Origin of the sequence: Maccoyibacter intestinihominis, from assembly GCF_040096355.1 — a bacterium.
GTDB classification, from domain to species: domain Bacteria; phylum Bacillota; class Clostridia; order Lachnospirales; family Lachnospiraceae; genus Maccoyibacter; species Maccoyibacter intestinihominis.
The window spans coordinates 355,662-376,569 of record NZ_JBBMEX010000001.1; the positions used below are offsets into that span (position 1 = coordinate 355,662).

At 42.8% G+C, this 20,908-nt stretch carries 19 protein-coding genes; all 19 read left to right on the forward strand.

Going from position 1 to position 20,908, the window contains the following annotated elements; translation table 11 throughout:
• Positions 1-11 precede the first annotated feature (11 nt).
• The 19 genes from murD (at position 12) to WMO43_RS01760 (ending at position 20,717) form a co-directional block, all read left to right on the forward strand.
• Positions 12-1,370, forward strand: a complete 1,359-nt coding sequence (gene murD / locus WMO43_RS01670; protein ID WP_353529548.1) for a UDP-N-acetylmuramoyl-L-alanine--D-glutamate ligase — start codon at positions 12-14, stop codon at positions 1,368-1,370.
• A gap of 3 nt (positions 1,371-1,373) precedes the next feature.
• Positions 1,374-2,498 carry a putative lipid II flippase FtsW gene (gene ftsW / locus WMO43_RS01675; RefSeq protein ID WP_353529550.1) on the forward strand — a complete coding sequence of 375 codons (1,125 nt, stop codon included), beginning with the start codon at positions 1,374-1,376 and terminating at the stop codon, positions 2,496-2,498.
• On the forward strand, positions 2,495-3,250 hold the full coding sequence (locus WMO43_RS01680; RefSeq protein ID WP_353529551.1) for a cell division protein FtsQ/DivIB: 756 nt from the start codon (positions 2,495-2,497) through the stop codon (positions 3,248-3,250). Before ftsW ends, WMO43_RS01680 begins: the two co-directional genes overlap by 4 nt.
• Positions 3,251-3,433: 183 nt before the next feature.
• Positions 3,434-4,645 (forward strand): cell division protein FtsZ, encoded by a 1,212-nt coding sequence (gene ftsZ, locus WMO43_RS01685; protein WP_177962313.1) that lies wholly within the window; start codon positions 3,434-3,436, stop codon positions 4,643-4,645.
• Between the two features lie 449 nt (positions 4,646-5,094).
• On the forward strand, positions 5,095-5,847 hold the full coding sequence (gene larB / locus WMO43_RS01690) for a nickel pincer cofactor biosynthesis protein LarB (RefSeq protein WP_177962314.1): 753 nt from the start codon (positions 5,095-5,097) through the stop codon (positions 5,845-5,847).
• Complete coding sequence (gene larC, locus WMO43_RS01695; RefSeq protein ID WP_353529553.1) at positions 5,840-6,670, forward strand: nickel pincer cofactor biosynthesis protein LarC; 831 nt, start codon at positions 5,840-5,842, stop codon at positions 6,668-6,670. The genes larB and larC overlap by 8 nt, the downstream gene beginning before the upstream one ends.
• Before the next feature lie 613 nt (positions 6,671-7,283).
• A complete protein-coding gene (locus WMO43_RS01700) occupies positions 7,284-7,661 on the forward strand; it encodes an Asp23/Gls24 family envelope stress response protein (RefSeq protein WP_177962316.1) in 378 nt (125 codons plus the stop codon).
• A gap of 99 nt (positions 7,662-7,760) precedes the next feature.
• A complete protein-coding gene (nusB, locus tag WMO43_RS01705; protein ID WP_177962317.1) occupies positions 7,761-8,156 on the forward strand; it encodes a transcription antitermination factor NusB in 396 nt (131 codons plus the stop codon).
• Positions 8,153-9,373 carry an exodeoxyribonuclease VII large subunit gene (gene xseA / locus WMO43_RS01710; protein ID WP_353529555.1) on the forward strand — a complete coding sequence of 407 codons (1,221 nt, stop codon included), beginning with the start codon at positions 8,153-8,155 and terminating at the stop codon, positions 9,371-9,373. The genes nusB and xseA overlap by 4 nt, the downstream gene beginning before the upstream one ends.
• Complete coding sequence (gene xseB / locus WMO43_RS01715) at positions 9,358-9,564, forward strand: exodeoxyribonuclease VII small subunit (RefSeq protein WP_177962319.1); 207 nt, start codon at positions 9,358-9,360, stop codon at positions 9,562-9,564. Before xseA ends, xseB begins: the two co-directional genes overlap by 16 nt.
• Positions 9,565-9,572: 8 nt before the next feature.
• Positions 9,573-10,439 (forward strand): polyprenyl synthetase family protein, encoded by an 867-nt coding sequence (locus tag WMO43_RS01720; RefSeq protein ID WP_353529556.1) that lies wholly within the window; start codon positions 9,573-9,575, stop codon positions 10,437-10,439.
• 12 nt (positions 10,440-10,451) lie between these two features.
• Positions 10,452-12,320, forward strand: a complete 1,869-nt coding sequence (gene dxs, locus WMO43_RS01725) for a 1-deoxy-D-xylulose-5-phosphate synthase (RefSeq protein ID WP_177962321.1) — start codon at positions 10,452-10,454, stop codon at positions 12,318-12,320.
• The gene (locus WMO43_RS01730; protein WP_353529558.1) at positions 12,317-13,123 is read left to right on the forward strand and encodes a TlyA family RNA methyltransferase; all 807 of its coding nucleotides are present in this window, start codon (positions 12,317-12,319) and stop codon (positions 13,121-13,123) included. Before dxs ends, WMO43_RS01730 begins: the two co-directional genes overlap by 4 nt.
• Entirely contained in the window at positions 13,120-13,980 is an 861-nt protein-coding gene (locus WMO43_RS01735) for an NAD(+)/NADH kinase (protein ID WP_353529560.1), read from the forward strand. Before WMO43_RS01730 ends, WMO43_RS01735 begins: the two co-directional genes overlap by 4 nt.
• Before the next feature lie 18 nt (positions 13,981-13,998).
• Positions 13,999-14,451: an arginine repressor gene (gene argR, locus WMO43_RS01740; protein WP_177962324.1), complete on the forward strand. Its 453-nt coding sequence runs from the start codon at positions 13,999-14,001 to the stop codon at positions 14,449-14,451.
• Between the two features lie 37 nt (positions 14,452-14,488).
• Complete coding sequence (gene recN / locus WMO43_RS01745; protein WP_353529561.1) at positions 14,489-16,168, forward strand: DNA repair protein RecN; 1,680 nt, start codon at positions 14,489-14,491, stop codon at positions 16,166-16,168.
• Between the two features lie 50 nt (positions 16,169-16,218).
• On the forward strand, positions 16,219-17,439 hold the full coding sequence (gene spoIVB, locus WMO43_RS01750) for a SpoIVB peptidase (RefSeq protein ID WP_353529563.1): 1,221 nt from the start codon (positions 16,219-16,221) through the stop codon (positions 17,437-17,439).
• A gap of 118 nt (positions 17,440-17,557) precedes the next feature.
• Positions 17,558-18,697, forward strand: a complete 1,140-nt coding sequence (locus tag WMO43_RS01755; protein WP_353529564.1) for a Fic family protein — start codon at positions 17,558-17,560, stop codon at positions 18,695-18,697.
• A gap of 244 nt (positions 18,698-18,941) precedes the next feature.
• Positions 18,942-20,717: a methyl-accepting chemotaxis protein gene (locus WMO43_RS01760; protein ID WP_353529566.1), complete on the forward strand. Its 1,776-nt coding sequence runs from the start codon at positions 18,942-18,944 to the stop codon at positions 20,715-20,717.
• Positions 20,718-20,908: the final 191 nt, after the last annotated feature.

Consider the following 20,908-nt stretch of genomic DNA (forward strand, 5'->3'; position numbering starts at 1 on the left):
GAGGAAAGAAAATGGATTTACAGGGAAAGACCGTATTGATTGTGGGTGCCGGAAAGAGTGGAATCGCTGCCGGTGAATTACTTAGAAAAAAGGGAATTGCATACAGGCTTTATGATGGAAATAAAGAATTGTCCAAAGAGGAACTGCAAAAAAATGACATCTGGAAGGACTGCGAGATCATTTTAGGAGACCTTCCGATGGAAATCTTAGCAGACACCGGACTTGCCGTATTAAGTCCCGGCGTTCCGACGGATTTGCCGGTCATCGCAGCCATCAGAGAGCAGGGGATTCCAATCTGGGGCGAAATAGAGCTGGCATATCATTTTGCAAAAGGCAGACTTCTTGCAATTACCGGAACAAATGGAAAGACTACAACAACATCCCTGTTAGGAGAGATTATGCAGGCATATTTTGAGGATGTCAAAGTTGTTGGAAATATTGGTATTCCATATACAAGTGTTGCCGCAGATACGACAGACGAGACGGTGACTGTTGCAGAAATCTCAAGTTTCCAGTTAGAGACGGCAGTGGATTTTCATCCGCAGGTCAGTGCAATTTTAAATATTACACCGGATCATTTAAATCGCCATCATACCATGGAGTGTTATATTGAAACGAAAGAAAGCATTACGAAGAACCAGCAAAAAGAAGATGTCTGTGTACTGAATTATGAGGATGAGGTGCTTTTGGAATTTGGCAAAACACTTCCGATCCGGGTGGTATATTTCAGCAGTAAAAGACGGCTAGAGGATGGCTTCTTCTATGAAGATGGCGTGATTTACAAATCAACGGGCGGTAAGGCGGAAAAAATCATTGAAACTTCCAGACTACAGATATTGGGATTACATAATTATGAGAATGTCATGGCAGCAGCGGCAATGGCAGACAGTTTTGGTGTACCGATGGAGGTTATTACAAAGGTTTTAGAACAATTTCAGGCGGTAGAGCATAGAATTGAGTATGTTGTAGAAAAACGCGGTGTAAAATTTTATAACGATTCGAAAGGAACAAATCCGGATGCGGCGATTCAGGGAATCCGTGCGATGGAAAGACCGACCTTTTTAATTGGAGGCGGTTATGATAAACAATCCGAATACGATGAATGGATTGAAGCATTTGATGGAAAAGTCAAGCAGTTGGTCTTAATCGGTCAGACCAGAGAGAAGATTGCAGAATGTGCAAAAAAACATGGATTTACGGAGATTGCCTTTGCAGACAGTTTGGAAGAAGCCATGGACATCTGCTATCAGAATGCTGTAGAAGGAGATGCGATTTTGCTGTCTCCGGCATGTGCAAGCTGGGGAATGTTTGACAATTATGAACAGCGTGGAGAAAAATTCAAGGAATATGCAAGAAATCTAAAGGAGTAATGCATGGGTAAGAAGCGGGAACGAACCGGCAGCAAACCGACAAGATATTTTGATTACAGTCTGTTGTTTATCATTATTTTTCTGGTCTGTTTCGGACTGGTCATGCTCTATTCGACCAGTTCTTACGATGGGCAGTTAAAATTCGACGACAGTGCATATTATGTGAAAAAGCAGTTGTTTGCAACAAGCCTCGGATTCATGGCAATGTATCTGATATCGAGGATCGATTATCATGTATGGATGCGTTTTGCGGGAGTGGCTTACATAGTGGCACTGTTACTGTGTACAGCAGTTATTTTTGTTGGTCAGGAATATAATGGACAAAAGAGGTGGCTGAAATTAGGACCATTGTCTTTTCAGCCGTCAGAGTTTGCAAAGATAGCGGTCATACTGTTCTTAGCAGTGCTGATCAGCCGCATGCCCAAGCAGATGAAAAAGTTTCAGACGGTGATCAAGGTACTTCTGATCGTAGTGCCGATCGTCGGTGTCATTGCATATAACAACCTAAGTACGGCAATCATTCTGTTGGGGATTGCCGTTGTGATGTCCTTTGTGGCAAGTCCGAAATATGCACAGTTTTTCGCGTTAGGAGGACTCGGAATCGCGTTTGGAAGTATCTTTATCTATTTAGAGAGATACCGTGCAGAGCGTATCAAGATCTGGCTGAACCCGGAGGATTACGAAAAGGGTTACCAGACATTACAGGGGCTCTATGCGATCGGTTCCGGTAAACTGTTTGGAAAAGGTCTCGGTGAGAGTATGCAAAAGCTCGGATTCTTGCCGGAAGCACAGAATGATATGATCTTTTCCATCATTTGCGAAGAGTTAGGACTGTTTGGTGCAGTCTGTGTCATTCTTTTGTTTTTACTGATGCTGTGGAGATTTATGGTCATTGCCAATAATGCTCCGGATCTGTATGGAGCACTGCTTGTGGTAGGTATCATGGCACATATTTCCATTCAGGTTATTTTAAATATCGCAGTTGTAACAAATTCTATTCCAAATACAGGTATTACACTGCCGTTTATCAGTTATGGAGGTACATCGGTTCTGTTTCTGCTTTCCGAGATGGGATTGGCACTTAGTGTGTCAAGAGGAATCCGGTTAGATGGACCGGAGGATTTATGAGAAAAAGAGAGAAGAGCGAAAAAGGCGAAAAAAGAATAAATTTCCTGCTGATACTGATCATCCTTATATTATTAGCTGCGCTTGGAGTGGTTGCGTATAAGGGTTTTACCGTGAAACAGGTGCAGGTAGAGGGAACGGATCTGTATCCGGATGAAACCATCCGCCAATGGGTATTAAATGATGACTACTCGTGGAATACCCTGTATGTATTTTTAAAATACAAATTTAAGGATGCGGAGGAAATGCCGTTTTTACAGCAGCCGGAGGTGCGCATCAAAGGTCCGCATAGTTTGAGTATCAAAGTCAGAGAAAAAAAGATTGCCGGTTATCTCTATGTCCCGGCAATGGGGCAGAATGCCTATTTTAACAAAGACGGTGTAGTGGTGGAGACTTCTTCAAGGAAGTTAGAAGGAATGATGGAAGTGACCGGATTAGAATGCAGTAAAGTTTCGGTTGGCGAAAAAATTCCCGTTAAGAAGAAGTCCTTGTTAAAAGCAATGCTCAGTCTGACACAGGGGCTTAGCAAATATAAAATGATGCCGCAGACAATCCATTGTGATGAATATTCCAATATTATGTTAGAATATGAAAAAGTTACCGTAAATATGGGAAATAGTCAGAATCTGAGTGCAAAAATGGAAACACTTTCCGTCATATTTCCACAGTTAAAGGATATGAGCGGTACGCTTCATATGGAAAACTGGTCAGAGGAAAATACGGATGTGCCATTTGAAAAGAGTAATGGTTCCTAAAATGGAGAACTGCCAGTGCAGTAAAAAAATAGTAATAAAAAAATAGAATTTGTAGTTGATTAATTCAACGAAAAATTATATTATATTTGTATGTGTATATTCCGAATGGGAATCGTTACATACGAAGAGAGATAGTTTCATTTTATTTAGATAAATCCCAGAAAGGAAAAAGGAGGAAGAACCTTGTTAGAGATTATGACGACAGAAGCAGATTCCAGTGCAAAAATTATTGTAATTGGTGTAGGAGGAGCTGGAAATAATGCTGTAAATAGAATGATTGATGAGAATATCGGTGGGGTAGAGTTCATTGGGGTCAATACGGACAAGCAGGCTTTGATGTTATGTAAAGCACCGACACTGATCCAGATTGGTGAGAAGCTGACCAAAGGTCTCGGAGCCGGAGCACAGCCGGAAATCGGTGAAAAAGCGGCAGAAGAGAGTGTGGAGGATTTAACGAACGCGATCAAAGGTGCGGATATGGTATTCGTAACCTGTGGCATGGGCGGTGGAACAGGAACCGGAGCAGCTCCTGTTGTAGCGAAGATCGCAAAAGAAATGGACATTCTGACCGTTGGTGTTGTAACAAAGCCTTTTAAATTTGAGGCAAAAGCGCGTATGGTCAATGCACTTTCCGGAATTGAGAAGTTAAAAGAGGCAGTGGATACACTGATCGTCATTCCGAATGATAAATTATTAGAGATCGTAGATCGCAGAACTACAATGCCGGATGCATTGAAGAAGGCGGATGAAGTATTACAGCAGTCCGTACAGGGAATCACAGACCTGATCAATCTTCCAGCATTGATCAACTTAGATTTCGCGGATGTTCAGACCGTTATGCGAGATAAAGGTATGGCACATATCGGTATCGGTTCTGCTAAAGGCGATGAAAAAGCCATTGAGGCAGTGAAATTAGCAGTAGCGAGTCCATTATTAGAGACAACTATTACCGGAGCATCCCACGTCATCATCAATATTTCGGGAGATATTTCCCTGATGGATGCAAATGACGCAGCAAGCTATGTTCAGGATTTAGCAGGCGATAATGCAAATATCATCTTTGGTGCAAAATATGATGAGACAATGACAGATGAGGCAACGATTACAGTTATTGCAACAGGACTTGAGACAAAGCCGACAGGTAATAAGATTATGCCGGATTTAAAATATCAGACAACATCAACACCAACCGCAAGACCGACTGCACAGAGTTTTACGGCAAGACCACAGGTAACACCGACACCGGTGCAGAATTCCATGCCGATGCAGAACTCCGTGCCGGTACAGAATACAACAAGTACCTTAAGCGGAATCAAGAAGCCGGCAAAACCGGTCAGCAATGTACCGGAAAAAGATATCCAGATTCCGGCATTCTTAAAGAATACAAGAAAGTAAATGCACTTTCGCGGTAAAGGATCATACAGAGCAGTGGATGTGAAAGCGTCTGCTGCTTTTTGTTTCCGATAGAGATTAGGGGCAAAGGGCGGTTTCTTTAGATCGGCAACTTGCACAAAGCCGGATCTGTTTTGTTCCGTTGTACGAAAATAAGAAAATTTAAGTCTGTCTGAGTTAGGCTGTGATGGAGTGACGTGTACGTCTTAAACGCCCCGTCCATGGCAGCAAAACACTATACATGAACAGCCAGACTAAGATTTACTAATTTTCTCCCGAAGTCACAAAAGCAGTCCCGGTTTTGTGCGAAGCACACTTTTGCTCTCTGAATTGAAGTTCTGAAGATAAACGAAATTGCATGAGAAACAGAGTCGTGTGGTTAGAAAAGTCTGGAATAGAAAACACAGGATTTTTAAAACAGACAGGTAGCATAATAGATATGGAGCAGTGACATGGAAATACAGGAGTTATTAGAACAGGTAAAAGCAGGAACGCTTTCCATAGAGGAAGCAAAACAGTATTTGCGAAAAGAGCCATTTGAAGAATTAGGATATGCGAAGTTAGATACTCATCGGAAACTCAGGACCGGACATGCGGAAGTGATTTACTGTGAGGGAAAGTCGACGGAGCATTTTTTAGAGATTTTTACGCACCTTTATCGGGAAAATGGTGAGGTATTTGGAACAAGGGCATCGAAGGAACAGTATTTAGCAGCAAAGGAACGGTTTCCACAGACCGTTTATGATGAGACTTCCCGTATCATCCGAATTGAAAAGAATGACAAGCCGCATATGGGAAAAATCGTGGTATGCAGTGCGGGAACAGCAGATATTTTCGTAGCAGAGGAAGCGGCACTGACAGCAGAGTATTTTGGAAATTATGTGGAACGTATCTATGATATAGGAGTCTGTGGGATACACAGGATGCTGGCAAATCTGGATGCGATCCAAAGTGCAAACTGCATTGTTGCGGTGGCAGGAATGGAGGGCGCATTAGCAAGCGTTCTTGGCGGCTTGGTGGATAAACCGGTCATTGCAGTTCCGACATCGGTGGGCTATGGTGCAAGTTTTCACGGGGTTTCGGCACTCCTGACCATGATCAATTCCTGCGCGAACGGGGTGGCAGTGGTCAATATCGACAATGGTTATGGTGCCGGCTATATGGCATCACAGATCAACAGGTTAGTAGGAGAACAGCATGAGTAAAACATTGTATCTAGAGTGTACGTTTGGGATCAGCGGCGATATGTTTGTGGGATCACTGTTAGATTTAGGAGCAGACGAAAAAAAGTTAGAGCAGGCACTTGCTAGTCTTCCGGTCAAAGGATTTCACACCTGCATTTCCCGTGTGAAAAAATCAGGGCTGGATGCTTGTGATTTTGCAGTGCTTTTAGATGAACAACATGAAAATCATGACCATGATATGGAGTATCTGCATGGAGCATATACCAAGGAACACCGGAACGAGACAAAAGAACAGACGCAGGAAGCAGGACACGCATATAAACATGAGCATAGAAATTTAAAGCAGATATGCGAAATTATAGAAGCCGCAGACATGAGTGAACATGCAAAACAAATAGCAGAGCGGATATTTACCGTGTTAGCAGAGGCAGAAGCGAAGGTGCATGGCGAGAGCATGGAACAGGTGCATTTTCATGAAGTCGGGGCGGTGGATTCGATCGTAGACATCGTTGCAGCGGCAGTCTGCTTAGACAGCTTGCAGATTGAAGAAGTGATAGTGCCAATGCTCAGTGAAGGACAGGGAACGGTCTGCTGTCAGCATGGAATCCTTCCAATTCCGGTACCGGCGGTGACGCAGATCATCCGTACTTATGGAATTGCAATACACCGCCTGCAAGTGCAGGGAGAACTGGTCACACCGACAGGTGCAGCCATCGTGGCAGCCATCCGTACAGGGGAAGAACTGCCGGAGGCTTATCGGATCCTGCAGATAGGTATGGGAGCAGGAAAACGGGAGTATGAGACACCGGGGATATTGCGGGCGATGCTGATAGAGGGTAATTAGGTTTAAAAAATAGTAATATAGGGATTTGGCACAAATCAGATATTCCGCGTTTCCTTGTGCAGACCATTCCAATGAACCTCTGAAAACAGAAATCGTGTTCGCCAGAGGGCTTCACGATTTCTTGAGTTTCATTTCCATTGCACAAAAAGAAACTCTTCATATCGGATTTGTGCCAAATCCCGAAACAAAACGGTATTTTAAACAGAATTTGTTGTACTTGATAGTAATACCTGTAGGTATCTGGTGGTATCTGTAAGAAATCGCTTTGCATGGTGAGTTTGAATTATGATGGATGCACTTTATTGGCTGGGCGAGCGGCGTACAAGGCAGTCCGAGCAGTTTCGGGTTTGGGGAAGACGGTGATATTCAGGAAAATGAAACTGTTTGAGCGTAGCGAGTTTTTTATTTTCCTGAATGGTTTCACCGTCTGACACAAGCCCAGAAACTACCGGGCGGCCTTGTGTCCGCCTCGCTCAGCCGATAAAGCGCCCCACATAAATATCCCCACATCACCTGATACGGGGCGACAATACAGGCAGACAAATAAAAATTAGTTCCCAAAACAGGAATAATCTGCTATAATAGGTTCATATTAGATATTGGAGGTAGTGTAATGGCAGAAGACAGACAGAGTTTTAGCATAAAAGAAGATAAATCCGGTACAGTGCATGTTGCCGGCGAAGTTGTAGCGATCATCGCAGGTCTGGCAGCTACGGAAGTAGAAGGCGTCAGCTCTATGGCAGGAAATATTACCAATGAATTAGTCAGCAAGCTGGGTATGAAGAACCTTTCAAAAGGAGTCAAGGTTGAGGTGACGGATGACTCTGTCGAGGTAAATCTTTCTTTGAACATCGCCTATGGTTATTCCATTCCGGAAGTATCGAACCGGGTTCAGGAGAGAGTGAAGGCTGCGATTGAGAATATGACAGGATTACAGGTGTTAGAAGTAAATATCCGTATCGCAAGTGTGGATATGGAAAATAGCAAATAATGCTTTTTAAATAGCGGCAGGTGTTGTATAATAGGGGGTGTCCAAAAGGGCATCCCTTTTCACTGTATAGGAAAACTGGAAGAAGCGAGAGGAAGACAAGTGAGCAGAAGAGAATTAAGAGAGCAGATTTTTAAAATGCTGTTTCGTATCGAATTCCATGAAGGAATGGAAATGGAAGAACAGATGCAGCTTTTTTTAGAAGAAGAGGAAGAAATCAGTAAGGAAGACAGCGAATATATACGGAATAAGTATGAGAATATTGTGGAACATTTAGAAGAGATCGATGCTTCCGTCAATGAAAAAGCCAAAGGCTGGAAGACAAGCCGTATGGCAAAGGTGGAGTTATCGCTGATCCGCTTAGCCGTTTATGAGATTCAGTACGATGAGGATATTCCGGCAGGCGTAGCGATCAATGAGGCAGTAGAATTAGCAAAGAAGTACGGTGCAGACAGTTCACCGGCATTTATTAATGGAGTATTGGCAAAATTTGTATGAGAAGAAATGTGTATTCTGTAGGACAGGTCAATGCCTATATTAAAAATATGTTTGCACAGGATTTCATGCTGCGGCAGATTTCCGTGTCCGGAGAGATCAGTAATTGCAAGTATCACTCTTCGGGACATATTTATTTTACATTAAAGGATAGCAGTGGAATAATCCAGGCAGTGATGTTTGCAGGAAATCGAAGAGGTCTGACATTTCATATGAAAGAGGGGGACAACGTTGTTGTTACCGGTTCGATCGAAGTCTATGAAAGAGATGGTAAATACCAGCTTTATGCAAGGGAAATCACACTTGCAGGAGCAGGAGATCTCTATCTGAAATATGAAGCCTTAAAAAAAGAGTTAGAAGAGATGGGAATGTTTGCTAAGGAATACAAACAGGATATTCCAAAATATGCAAAGACCATCGGGATCGTAACCGCACCGACAGGAGCGGCAGTGCGGGATATTAACAATATTGCACAGCGAAGGAATCCCTATGTCCAGCTGATCCTTTATCCGGCACTGGTGCAGGGCGAAGGAGCGGCACAGAGTATTGTAAACGGTATCCATGCCATGGAGCAGTTACATCCGGATCTCCTGATCGTAGGACGTGGCGGAGGTTCGATCGAAGATCTGTGGGCATTTAATGAAGAAATCGTGGCAAGGGCAATTTTTGATTGTCCGATCCCTGTGATATCAGCAGTAGGGCATGAGACCGATACCACGATCGCAGATTATGTGGCGGATTTGCGTGCACCGACACCATCGGCAGCAGCAGAACTTGCAGTATTTGATATTCAGGATTTTTACGGAAACATAGGACAGTACCGGATGCAGATGAACCGTCTGATGAAGGCAAAACTGGATATCCGTAAACAAAAACAGGAGTATTTAAAAAGGCAGCTTTTGCTTTTGAGTCCGCAGAGCAGAATCCATACCAAAAGGCAGTATGCCGCGGATTTAGAAGAACGTCTGAGACAGCAGATGAAGCAGCAGATCATAGAAGCAAGGCATCAGATGGAGATTTTTGCAGGAACCTTAGACGGACTTTCCCCGGCAAAGAAGCTGATGCAGGGCTATTCGGTAGCAGTCAATGATGCAGGCAGAAATATCCGCAGTACGAAGGATGTACAGCCCGGAGAAGACATAGTGATCCGGGTAACGGATGGAGCGGTACTTGCAAAAGTGACAGGCATAAAGGAGCAGATACGATGGGAGAAGAACTGACATTAGAGGAGTGTTTTTCCGGACTCGAAGAAATTATTGAAAAGATGCAGGATACAGAAGTGTCGTTAGAAGATTCGTTTGCCCTGTATGAGCAGGGAATGAAAATGTTAAAAAACTGCAATCAGAAAATTGATGCAGTAGAAAAAAAGATGTTGAAAATGAATGAACAGGGAGAATTGGAGGAGTTTTAAGAGGGACTATGGATAGAAAAAAAGAAGTTGAGCAGATTGTGACATCCTTTCTTCCAAAAGAGGAAGGTTATCAGAAAACCGTATTAGAAGCAATGAATTACAGTGTATCCGCAGGAGGAAAACGACTTCGTCCGATGCTGATGCTTGAGACATACCGTATGTTTGGCGGCACATCAAAGGTCATTGAACCGTTTATGGCAGCCATAGAGATGATCCACACATATTCACTGATTCACGATGATCTGCCGGCAATGGATAACGATGAATACCGTCGTGGAAGAAAGACGACGCATGTGGTATATGGTGAGGCAATGGCGATCTTAGCAGGCGATGCATTGTTAAACTACGCATTTGAAACAGCAGCCTCGGCATTTGTTTTAGACGAGGGAAATCCGGCGATCGGAAAAGCATTTATGATCCTTGCATCCAAAGCAGGGGTCTATGGAATGATCGGCGGTCAGGTGCTAGATGTGGAATCCGAAGGAAAAGAGATTGATGCAGATACCCTTAAGTTTATCCATATCCATAAGACTTCGGCACTCTTAGAATCCGCAATGCTGATCGGAGCGGTGTTAGCAGGTGCAAGTGAGCAGCAGCAGCGTACCGTGGAATTAGCAGCGCGTGAGTTAGGACTGGCATTCCAGATACGGGATGATATTTTAGATGTTACGGGAAATACCGATGAGTTGGGAAAACCGGTAGGATCCGATGAAAAGAATCATAAGAATACTTATGTGGCATTAGAGGGCCTTGAAAAGGCAAAAGAAGATGTGAAGCGTTATTCAGAATCTGCCATTGACCGTTTAAAGAGCCTTCCGGTACGAAATGAATTCTTATATGAATTAATCGAAGAGCTGATTGATCGGAGAAGTTAGAGGTGCTTATGCATGGTACTAGAGAAGATAGAGCAGGCAAATGATATAAAAAAACTGAATCCACAGGAATTAGAAATATTAGCCGGAGAGATCCGGGAATTTTTGATTGAAAAAATATCAAAAACCGGAGGACATCTGGCATCTAATTTAGGTGTGGTGGAACTGACAATGGCATTGCATTTAGCGTTTCAACTGCCGGAGGATAAGATCATCTGGGATGTGGGCCATCAGTCTTATACGCATAAGATCCTGACCGGAAGACGGGAAGGCTTTGAGGGCTTGCGTAAATATGGTGGCATGAGCGGATTTCCCAAAAGACGTGAGAGTGATTGCGATGCGTTTGGAACAGGTCATAGTTCTACCTCTATTTCCGCAGGACTCGGCTATGCACATGCAAGGGATATCCGGAAGAAAAACTATAAGGTGGTCTCTGTCATAGGAGATGGAGCGTTGACCGGTGGCATGGCGTTTGAAGCACTGAACAATGCGACCAGATTAGAGAAGAATTTTATCATTGTATTGAATGATAATAATATGTCCATTTCCGAAAATGTCGGTGGGCTGTCGAACCATCTGAACAGACTTCGGACAGCGGAGAGTTACCATGATTTAAAAGAAGGAGTGATGAATTCCTTAGCAAAGATCCCGGTCTATGGCGACTGGATGGTCGAGCAGGTACGCAGGGCAAAGAGTGGTATCAAGCAGTTAGTGATTCCCGGAATGATCTATGAAAATATGGGAATTACCTATTTAGGTCCTGTGGATGGGCATAATATCGAAGAAATGGTAAGAGTCTTTAAGGACGCATCAAAGGTAGACGGACCGGTCATGGTACACTGTCTGACACAAAAGGGCAGAGGGTATCTGCCGGCAGAGCGTCATCCTGCCAGATTCCACGGTGCAGAGCCTTTTGATATTGAGACGGGACTGCCAAGCAACAAAAAAGAAAAGGCCGCCTATACCGATATCTTTTCTACCGTCATGCGAAAGTTAGGGGACCGCAATGAAAATGTAGTTGCCATTACAGCAGCCATGGAGACAGGTACGGGACTGAAAAGATTCCACAATATGTTCCCGGAGCGTTTTTTTGATGTGGGAATTGCAGAGGAACATGCCATCACGTTTGCGGCAGGGTTAGCAGCAGGAGGCATGATCCCGGTAGTAGCCGTGTATTCTTCATTTTTACAAAGAGCATATGACCAGATTCTGCACGATGTCTGTATCCAGAATCTGCATGTTATCATAGCGATCGACCGGGCGGGGTTAGTCGGAAGTGATGGAGAGACACATCAGGGAATTTTTGACATCTCGTTTTTGTGTACGATCCCGAATATGACCTTAATGGCACCGAAGAATAAATGGGAATTTTCCGATATGGTAAAATTTGCCGTGGATTTTGACGGTCCGATCGCCATCCGTTATCCAAGAGGTGAAGCCTATGACGGACTTGCAAAGATGCGGGCACCGATCGTCTTAGGCAAGAGTGAGACACTGTATGACGAAGAAGAAATCTGTTTGATCGCCTTTGGCAGTATGGTAAAGACTGCGGTTAAGGTAAGAGAGATGTTAAAGGAACGTGGGTATCACTGTTCACTCATCAATGCAAGGTTTGCAAAGCCGTTAGACTATGAAATGCTTACAAGAACGGCAAAAGAGCACCGCCTTTTAGTAACGTTAGAAGAGAATGTAAAAAGCGGCGGTTTCGGAGAACAGGTCATGGACTATTTAGAGGAATGCAGTCTGGATGTCCGTCTTTTAAATATTGCAATTTCGGATGAGTATGTGGAACACGGCAATGTAAATATCCTCTATCAGGAGGTTGGTATTGATGCGGAATCCGTAGTGAAAAGAATTATAGCAGAATATGTGGGGCTGAAATGAAAGAACGATTAGATATATTACTGGTCAAAAGAGGGCTTGCTCCTTCGAGAGAAAAAGCAAAGGCAATGATCATGGAGGGAAATGTCTTTGTGGAAAACCAGAGAGAAGATAAAGCAGGCACTTCCATACCGGAAAATGCAAAGATTGAGATCAAAGGAAATACTTTAAAATATGTCAGCAGAGGCGGCTTGAAATTAGAAAAGGCAATGAACCATTTTGACATTGAGTTACAGAACAAAGTCTGTATGGACATCGGGGCTTCCACCGGCGGTTTTACGGATTGTATGCTGCAAAACGGTGCAAGCAAAGTCTATGCGGTCGATGTCGGATATGGACAGTTTGCATGGAAACTGCGAACCGATGAACGGGTGGTCTGTATGGAAAAGACAAATATCCGTTATGTGACACCGGAGGATATTGGGGAACCACTGGATTTTGCTTCGGTGGATGTGTCGTTTATCTCATTATCGAAGGTACTTCCTGCTGCAAGAGAGCTTCTGAAAGATGGGGGCGAGATGGTCTGTCTGATTAAGCCGCAGTTTGAAGCAGGAAGAGAAAAAGTAGGAAAAAAGGGTGTTGTGCGTGATCCTAAGGTACATTTAGAGGTCATTCAGACCGTCTTACAAACAGCGATGGATTTAGGATTTTCCATTCTGAATCTGGAATATTCACCGATTAAGGGACCGGAGGGAAATATTGAATATCTGGTTCACCTGAAAAAAAGTCAGGAAGGGGAAAATTGTGCAGAAGTAAATGCCGAAGCGGTGGTAGAAGCTGCACATGGAGAATTGGATCGGACATGAAACATTTTTTAACAATTACGAATATTCAAAAAGATGAAAAAAAGAGTTTTACGAAGGAAGTCAAAGACTATATCGAACAAAAAGGTGGAACCTGTCTCTGTTATTACAGCAGCGGTAACAAAGAAAGAGTGGAGCAGATTGACCCGGAGCAGATACCGGAGGGCGTAGAGTGTATCCTTGTCTTGGGCGGTGATGGAACGCTGATTCGTGCAGCGAGGGATTTGTATCACTGGAATATTCCGATGCTAGGAGTCAATCTTGGAACTCTTGGATATCTCTGTGAGGTAGAGAGAAGCAATATTCATGCAGCCATTGATGAGATTATGCAGGAGCATTACATGATTGAGCGGCGCATGATGTTAGAAGGTTACTGCGTGCTAGATGGAAAAGAGCAGAAAAGCCGTGCCGCATTCAATGATATTATTATTCACAGAGGCACGAACCCATCCGTTAAGACGCTGATTATCCGGGTCAATGGAGAATATCTCAATACATATGTAGGAGATGGGATCATCGTAGCAACGCCTTCCGGCTCTACGGCTTACAATATGTCCGCAGGAGGACCGATTGTTGACCCAAAAGCAAAACTGTTATTAGTCACACCCATCAATTCCCACAGCCTGAATGCAAAGAGTATTGTGTTGAGCGCCGATGATGAGATTGAGATTGAGATCAGTGCCAGAAATCATGAGACCGATGACAGTGCCGAGGTCAGCTTTGACGGAGATTATCCGAGTAATTTAGGCTTTGGCGATAAGATCGTGATCAAAAAAGCGGAGCAGGCTACGAATATTTTGAAATTGAGCAAATTGAGCTTTTTAGAGATACTCAGTAAAAAAATGCAGACGTGTATATAGAATCTTGGAGGAAAAGAAGTGAAATCAGAAAGACATGCAAAAATTCTAGAGATTATCAGAAAAAATGAGGTGGAGACACAGGAAGAACTGTCAGACAGACTTGAGCGGGAGGGCTTTCAGGTAACACAAGCAACCGTATCGAGAGATATCCGCGAATTGAAACTGACAAAAGTTGCAATGAGCAACGGAAAACAGAAATATGCAGCACTGACAGAGCCGGCTGAGGATCTGTCCCAGAAATATATCCGTGTGTTAAAGGATGGATTTGCATCCATGGACATGGCACAGAATATTTTAGTGGTCCGTACGGTGTCCGGAATGGCAATGGCAGTCGCAGCAGCATTAGATGCATTAAATTTTCACGAGATTGTAGGTACGATTGCCGGAGATGACACGATCATGTGTGCAGTCCGTTCCGTGGAGGAAAATATCCAGTTGATGGATCGTTTGAGAAAAATGGTAGGAAAATAGACAGCTACAGGATCGTGAGGGAGTAGAAGGAGATAGGATGTTACGAAATCTGCATGTAAAAAATCTCGCCCTGATCGACGAGATGGAAGTAGAATTTGAGGAAGGGTTAAACATTTTAACCGGAGAAACAGGCGCCGGAAAATCATTGATCATCGGTTCAATTAATATGGCACTTGGTCAGAAGGTGCCAAAGGAGATGATCAAAGAAGGTGCGGATTATGCTTTAGTGGAACTGATCTTTGAGGTAAAGAGCGAAGATACCATCCGCAGATTGCAGGAAATGGATATTTTTCCGGAGGACGGTATGGTCATTATGAGCCGTAAGATCACCGGGGGAAGAAGTGTTGCAAAGATCAACTCCGAGAGTATATCCGCAGCAAAAGTCAAAGAGGCGGCACAACTTTTAATTGACATTCATGGACAGCATGAGCATCAGTCTCTGACCGGAAAAAAGATGCAGTTAGCACTGCTTGACGATTATGCAAAAGAAGAAACGCAGGAAGTAAAGGCAGAGGTAAAGAAGCGTTATGAGGAATATTCTTCTATTTTAAAAGAATTAGAAGAAAAAGATATTGATAAAGAGCAGCAGCAACGGGAACTCTCATTTTTAGAGTTTGAAATTCAGGAATTAGAGGATGCCTGCCTGCGGGAAGGAGAGGACGAGGAGTTAGAGAAGACTTACCGCAAAATGCTGAACGGCAAAAAGATTGCGGAAGCATGTGGAGCGGCTTACCGCCTGACCTCAGAGAACGGTGAAAGTGCATCGGATCAGATCGGAAGAGCGCTCCGAGAGATTTCAGCAGTGACTTCCTGTGACGCTGAGTTGCAGCCGTTAGAAGAGCAGTTAGAGCAGTTAGACGGGCTGTTGAATGATTTTAACCGGGATATGTCCTCTTATCTGTCAGGATTAGAGTTTGAGGAAGAGGATTTTTACGAAACAGAGAAGCGTTTAGATGAACTGAATCATTTGAAATCCAAGTATGGTGATACGATTGAAAAAGTATTAGAAGTGAAGGAGGAAAAAATCCAACGCAGGGACGAACTTTTAGATTATGATGCATACTTAAATCAGTTAAAAGAACAAAAGAAGGCATCCGAAGAGGCGTTAGAAAAGGCAAGTAAAAAGCTTTCTAAGATCCGCAAAAAATATGCGAAAGAACTGTGCAGGCAGGTCACAGAACACCTTTTGGATCTGAATTTTGAGACTGTGGATCTGTCGATGGAATTTGAACAGACCACACATTTTACATCGAATGGATACGATGAAGTGGAGTTCCTGATATCCACAAATCCGGGAGAAACGCCAAAGCCACTCGGTAAGATCGCTTCGGGCGGTGAACTTTCAAGGATCATGCTGGCATTAAAGACAGTGCTTGCAAACAATGACGAGATCGAGACTTTGATTTTTGACGAAATAGATACCGGGATCAGTGGAAGAACGGCGCAGAAGGTTTCGGAAAAGATGGATCTGATCGGAAGAAATCATCAGGTCATCTGTATTACACACCTGCCTCAGATAGCAGCTATGGCAGATACGCATTTTCTGATCGAGAAAACCGTGGAATCCGGCAGGACAACCTCAAAGATCCACAGGCTGCCGCAGGAAGAGAGCGTTGCGGAGTTAGCAAGGATGCTTGGCGGTGTCAGTATTACGGAAACCGTTTTAGAAAATGCAAAAGAAATGAAAGAATTAGCAGCAAAAACAAAAAAATCCTAGTTTGAAACAGAAAAAATCATCACATAATAGAATTTAAGGATGTGATGATAATGAAAAAAAAGTTTGGTACGGGAATTCTGGTTTTTGTCCTGTGTTTTGGATATCTGTTTTTACAAAATAAAATTCCCGATGAAGTGAGTGTGCGTCCGGGTGAGACGCTGCAGCTTCATACGGGAATTCCTTTGTCTATGGAGCAAAAAGAAGAGGAACCGGTCACTCTGGCATCCATGGTGTTTGGACGGAGTGGGTTAGGGAACAGTCAAAAAACCGGCAGCTATACGCTAAGCTGCCGGCTCTTTGGTGTGATCCCGATCAAGGATATCTACGTACAGGAGCGTGGAGAAAAATATCTGATCCCCGGAGGAATGCCTGTAGGCATCTATGTAAAGACTAAAGGAATACTGGTCATAGGGACAAGTCCGGTCAACGGAATGTCAGGAGAGACGGTAGAACCGGCAAAGTATTTATTAAAAAGCGGAGATTATATCTGTAGTGTGAACGGTGAAAAGGTATCTACAAAAGAAGAGTTATTAGACCGGGTTCATGAATATGGTGATCAGCCCATGGCATTTGGGATAGAGCGCAATGGAGAACGGATCGAAGTAGCCATGGAGGCCGTGATGACACAGGAAAAAGCCTATAAGATCGGCGTATGGGTGCGTGATGATCTAGCAGGAGTCGGTACTTTAACCTATACCGATACGGCAGGGAATTACGGCGCACTTGGTCATGGCGTCAGCGATGCAGACACCAGTACGCTTATCGATATGGAAAAAGGCCTGTTATATCAGACAGATATCATCGGGATCATCAAAGGAAAACGCGGGACTCCCGGAGAACTGACCGGCATCATCAATTACAGCAGTCGTTATTGTTTAGGAGATGTCAAAAAGAATACAAAAGCCGGAGTTTATGGAAAGTTAGACGTTATCCCGGAAGAACTGACCTCTGAACAGCAGATCCCTGTGGGATTTAAGCAGGAAGTACAGCTTGGAAAGGCGGAGATCATCTGTACTTTAGAAGGGGAGCGGAAAAGCTACGATATTGAGATTACCCAGACAAATTTTAATGCGAGAGAAACGAACAAAGGAATCCGGTTTGTGGTAAAGGATCAGGAACTGTGCGCCCTGACCGGAGGAATCGTACAGGGGATGAGCGGCAGCCCGATCGTGCAGAACGGAAAGATCATCGGAGCGGTGACCCATGTGTTTGTGCAGGATGCATCGAAAGGATATGGGATCTTTATTGAAGAGATGTTGGAGCAGGGATAAGAAAATAGTTTTTGAAATAAAACGTATTGTTTACTATAGTATATTTCAAAAACCCGATGACTTTTTGAAATAAAAGAGATATAATAAGTGTAGTTATTTCAAAAAGAGGTGAAAATGTATGAAGCGTGCAGGAATATATGTTGACAATTTAAATGGAGAGGCTATGTACCAATCTTTTAAACCAAATCCATTACCACCGATACCTGAAATTGAAATGGACGGGGAGATTGTAAAACTTTTAGTTGATGCAAATAAGCAACTGGTAAAACTTGATACTGCATCACAATTGATTTCTAATGCGGATCTGTTTATATCAATGTATGTTAGAAAAGAAGCGTTGATCTCTTCGCAAATAGAGGGAACGCAGTGTACTCTTGACGATGTATTAGATCCGGAAGTGGAAGCAAATGCAAATCTTGATGTATCTGATGTTATTAATTATGTGAAAGCAACACAGTATGCCTTAAAACGTTTAGAAAGATTACCTTTATGCTGCAGATTAATAAGAGAAATACATGAAGTATTAATGGAAAATGTTCGTGGACAGGATAAAACTCCGGGAGAATTTAGACATTCTCAAAACTGGATCGGACCTGCAAACTGTTCATTAAAAGATGCCAGGTATATTCCTCCTAATGTAGAAGATATGCAAACAGCAATGTCTGATTTGGAAAAATATATCAATGAGAATGTGGATTATGATCCATTGATCAGAGCGGCATTGATTCACTATCAGTTTGAAACAATACATCCGTTTTTAAATGGCAACGGAAGAATTGGAAGACTTTTGATACTCCTCTATTTGATGGAGCAGAAATTGATTGAAAAACCAGTCATTTATATATCCTATTTTTTGAAAAAGAACCAGATAGAATATTATGACCGCATTAGTGAAGTCAGGAGAACCGGAAACTTTGAACAATGGATAAGATTTTTTTTAGAGGCAGTGAGTAAAGCAGCATCGGACTCTTTAGAAGCAATTCGTCAGCTTTCTGTGTTGCATGATACGAATGTAGAAAAACTTCCAAAGACAACTCGGAGCAAAGATAATTTACGAGCAGTTTTTGACTATATTGAACAGTATCCGATTATTGATATCAAGAGAACCGCAAAGGAATTAGAGGTTAGCTATAATACGGTAGCTGCTGCTGTGCGGAAACTTGTAGAACTTGGGATTTTGCAGGAAACAACCAATGCTGCAAGAAATAGAGTATTTGCCTATGAGGAGTATTTAGCGATACTGAGAAAGGATACTTAAGAGCTGATTGACGATAGAATGATGATCAGAAATGTTCTATACAGATGGTATAAAGAAATAAAACATATGGTATAAGACAAAGCGAGTAAAAATGACAGATAATAAGTATCGTAATGAGAAACGTATTCAAATATCCCATAATTCGACGAAAATTTACTAAAAATTCTTGCGGTGATTCCCTGATAGGTGTATAATTATTCCAATGGTACACGTCAAGGGAATCAGGGAAGAGAGGAAAATACATATGAAGATCAAAAGTATTCGGACAACATGTATGATTTCATGCACGGCAATTATTTTAGCTTGCTCCATCGGAGTTAGTCTTGTTACCTATATGGGAATGAAGGAAACGATCACCAAAACCAATTCAGACTATAAAGATGCGGTAATATCGGGATATAAAGAACAGATTAAAGATGAAGTCGGAGCAATGCTGACGGTCGTCAATATGGTTTATGAAAAGAGCCAGTCAGGAGAAATGTCAGAAAAAGATGCGAAAAAAGAGGCAATGGAAATCCTTCGCAATGCGCGTTATGGAGAAGACGGCGAAGGATACTTTTGGATTGACGGTACGGATTATACCTTGCTGATGCACCCGATCCTCTCTGAACAGGAAGGAACGAACCGTTACGATCTGACAGACCAGAATGGTGTAAAGATCATTCAGAACATTATGAAATCGGCAGAAGCCGGCGGCGGATACAATGAGTTCTACTTTACAAAAGCAGATGGTAAAACGGTTGCACCAAAGATTGCTTATTCAGAAGAATTTGAGCCTTGGGGCTGGGTCATTACCACAGGAAATTATGTAGATAATTTAGAGAAAAATATTGAGAAGAACCGTGTCACACTGCAGAACAGACAAAAGAGCATGATGATGCAGAATATCTTTATCAGTGTAGTCCTTATGGTAATATCCCTGATCGCCTGCTTTAAATTCGGAAACGGTATTAAGAAGCAGCTTTTAGAAATGCAGGGAATGGTTGGAAGGATTTCTGAAGGAAATCTGACACAAAATGTTGAGATCCGGAGTGCGAATGAGATCGGAGTGCTGGCAGATTCGCTGAATGTGGCACAGGGAGGCATCAGTGGTCTGGTATCACATGTCGGTGAGACATCAGAACATCTGAATTTAGCAGAACAGCAGTTTGTCGATAATTTCGGTATTATGAATGAAGCAATTGAAAATCTGACAAATGCGATGGGCGATGTAGCACAGAACATTTCGCAGCAGGCAGAGTCTACAACGGATGTAGCCGGAAGCGTAGAAAAGATCGCACAGAATATCCAGAGCACCACAGCGGATATCGAGGATTTATCTGAAAATGCATCTTTTATGAAGAAATGCTCACAGGATTCCTATACCAGCATGGAGAATCTGTTAGAAGTAAATCAGCAGACCATCCGTAACATCGAAGTGATGTATCAGCAGACAGAGTATACGAATGAATCCGTCAATAAGATCAGTGAAGCAGCAACGTTGATCAGTCAGATTGCATCACAGACCAATCTTCTTTCTCTGAATGCGTCGATCGAGGCAGCGAGAGCCGGAGAGGCAGGAAGAGGATTTGCAGTAGTAGCAGAAGAGATTGGACAATTAGCTTCAGAGTCGGCAGAAACAGTTCAGGAAATCAATGGTATCATTGAGGAACTGACTGATAATGCAAATAAATGTATGGACATCATGAAAGACATGAATACAACATCCAAGACACAGATCGATACCTTAACGGTAACACAGGATACGTTCCAGGAGTTGAAGAATGCATTAGATGTATGTATTGAGACTGTACAGGATATTGCAGCGAAGATGCAGGAAATCGATCAACAGAAAGATTATGTGGTTGGTCACATCGAGACATTGAATGCACTTTCTGCAAATAATGCATCCTTTACCGAGGAGACATCAGCAACATCGGAAGAAATTGACAATGCAGTCAAAGATTCCATGGAAGTTTTGGATACAGTTATGAACCATACACATGAGTTATTAGAAAGTGTAGAACGTTTTTCCGTATAACCTATGGAAAAATGACAGAAAAGGGGGGAGAATTGCTTGTTTCTATTGGACTTGAAAAATTAGTTGCTATTTTTCGACAAGAGATGTGTCGAATTGCCTGTATAATACAGTTGATTCAGGAGTATCCGACACGGATATGCAAAAAAGCCGCTAAAATACAGTGGTTGTCGAATTAGAACGTTAGAAAACTA

Bases quoted from the DNA above. Each gene is read 5' to 3' on its own strand.
- murD (WP_353529548.1), top strand. From the start codon at position 12: ATGGATTTACAGGGAAAGACCGTATTGATTGTGGGTGCCGGAAAGAGT.
- ftsW (WP_353529550.1), top strand. From the start codon at position 1,374: ATGGGTAAGAAGCGGGAACGAACCGGCAGCAAACCGACAAGATATTTT.
- WMO43_RS01680 (WP_353529551.1), top strand. From the start codon at position 2,495: ATGAGAAAAAGAGAGAAGAGCGAAAAAGGCGAAAAAAGAATAAATTTC.
- larB (WP_177962314.1), top strand. From the start codon at position 5,095: ATGGAAATACAGGAGTTATTAGAACAGGTAAAAGCAGGAACGCTTTCC.
- larC (WP_353529553.1), top strand. From the start codon at position 5,840: ATGAGTAAAACATTGTATCTAGAGTGTACGTTTGGGATCAGCGGCGAT.
- WMO43_RS01700 (WP_177962316.1), top strand. From the start codon at position 7,284: ATGGCAGAAGACAGACAGAGTTTTAGCATAAAAGAAGATAAATCCGGT.
- xseA (WP_353529555.1), top strand. From the start codon at position 8,153: ATGAGAAGAAATGTGTATTCTGTAGGACAGGTCAATGCCTATATTAAA.
- xseB (WP_177962319.1), top strand. From the start codon at position 9,358: ATGGGAGAAGAACTGACATTAGAGGAGTGTTTTTCCGGACTCGAAGAA.
- WMO43_RS01720 (WP_353529556.1), top strand. From the start codon at position 9,573: ATGGATAGAAAAAAAGAAGTTGAGCAGATTGTGACATCCTTTCTTCCA.
- dxs (WP_177962321.1), top strand. From the start codon at position 10,452: ATGGTACTAGAGAAGATAGAGCAGGCAAATGATATAAAAAAACTGAAT.
- WMO43_RS01730 (WP_353529558.1), top strand. From the start codon at position 12,317: ATGAAAGAACGATTAGATATATTACTGGTCAAAAGAGGGCTTGCTCCT.
- WMO43_RS01735 (WP_353529560.1), top strand. From the start codon at position 13,120: ATGAAACATTTTTTAACAATTACGAATATTCAAAAAGATGAAAAAAAG.
- recN (WP_353529561.1), top strand. From the start codon at position 14,489: ATGTTACGAAATCTGCATGTAAAAAATCTCGCCCTGATCGACGAGATG.
- spoIVB (WP_353529563.1), top strand. From the start codon at position 16,219: ATGAAAAAAAAGTTTGGTACGGGAATTCTGGTTTTTGTCCTGTGTTTT.
- WMO43_RS01755 (WP_353529564.1), top strand. From the start codon at position 17,558: ATGAAGCGTGCAGGAATATATGTTGACAATTTAAATGGAGAGGCTATG.
- WMO43_RS01760 (WP_353529566.1), top strand. From the start codon at position 18,942: ATGAAGATCAAAAGTATTCGGACAACATGTATGATTTCATGCACGGCA.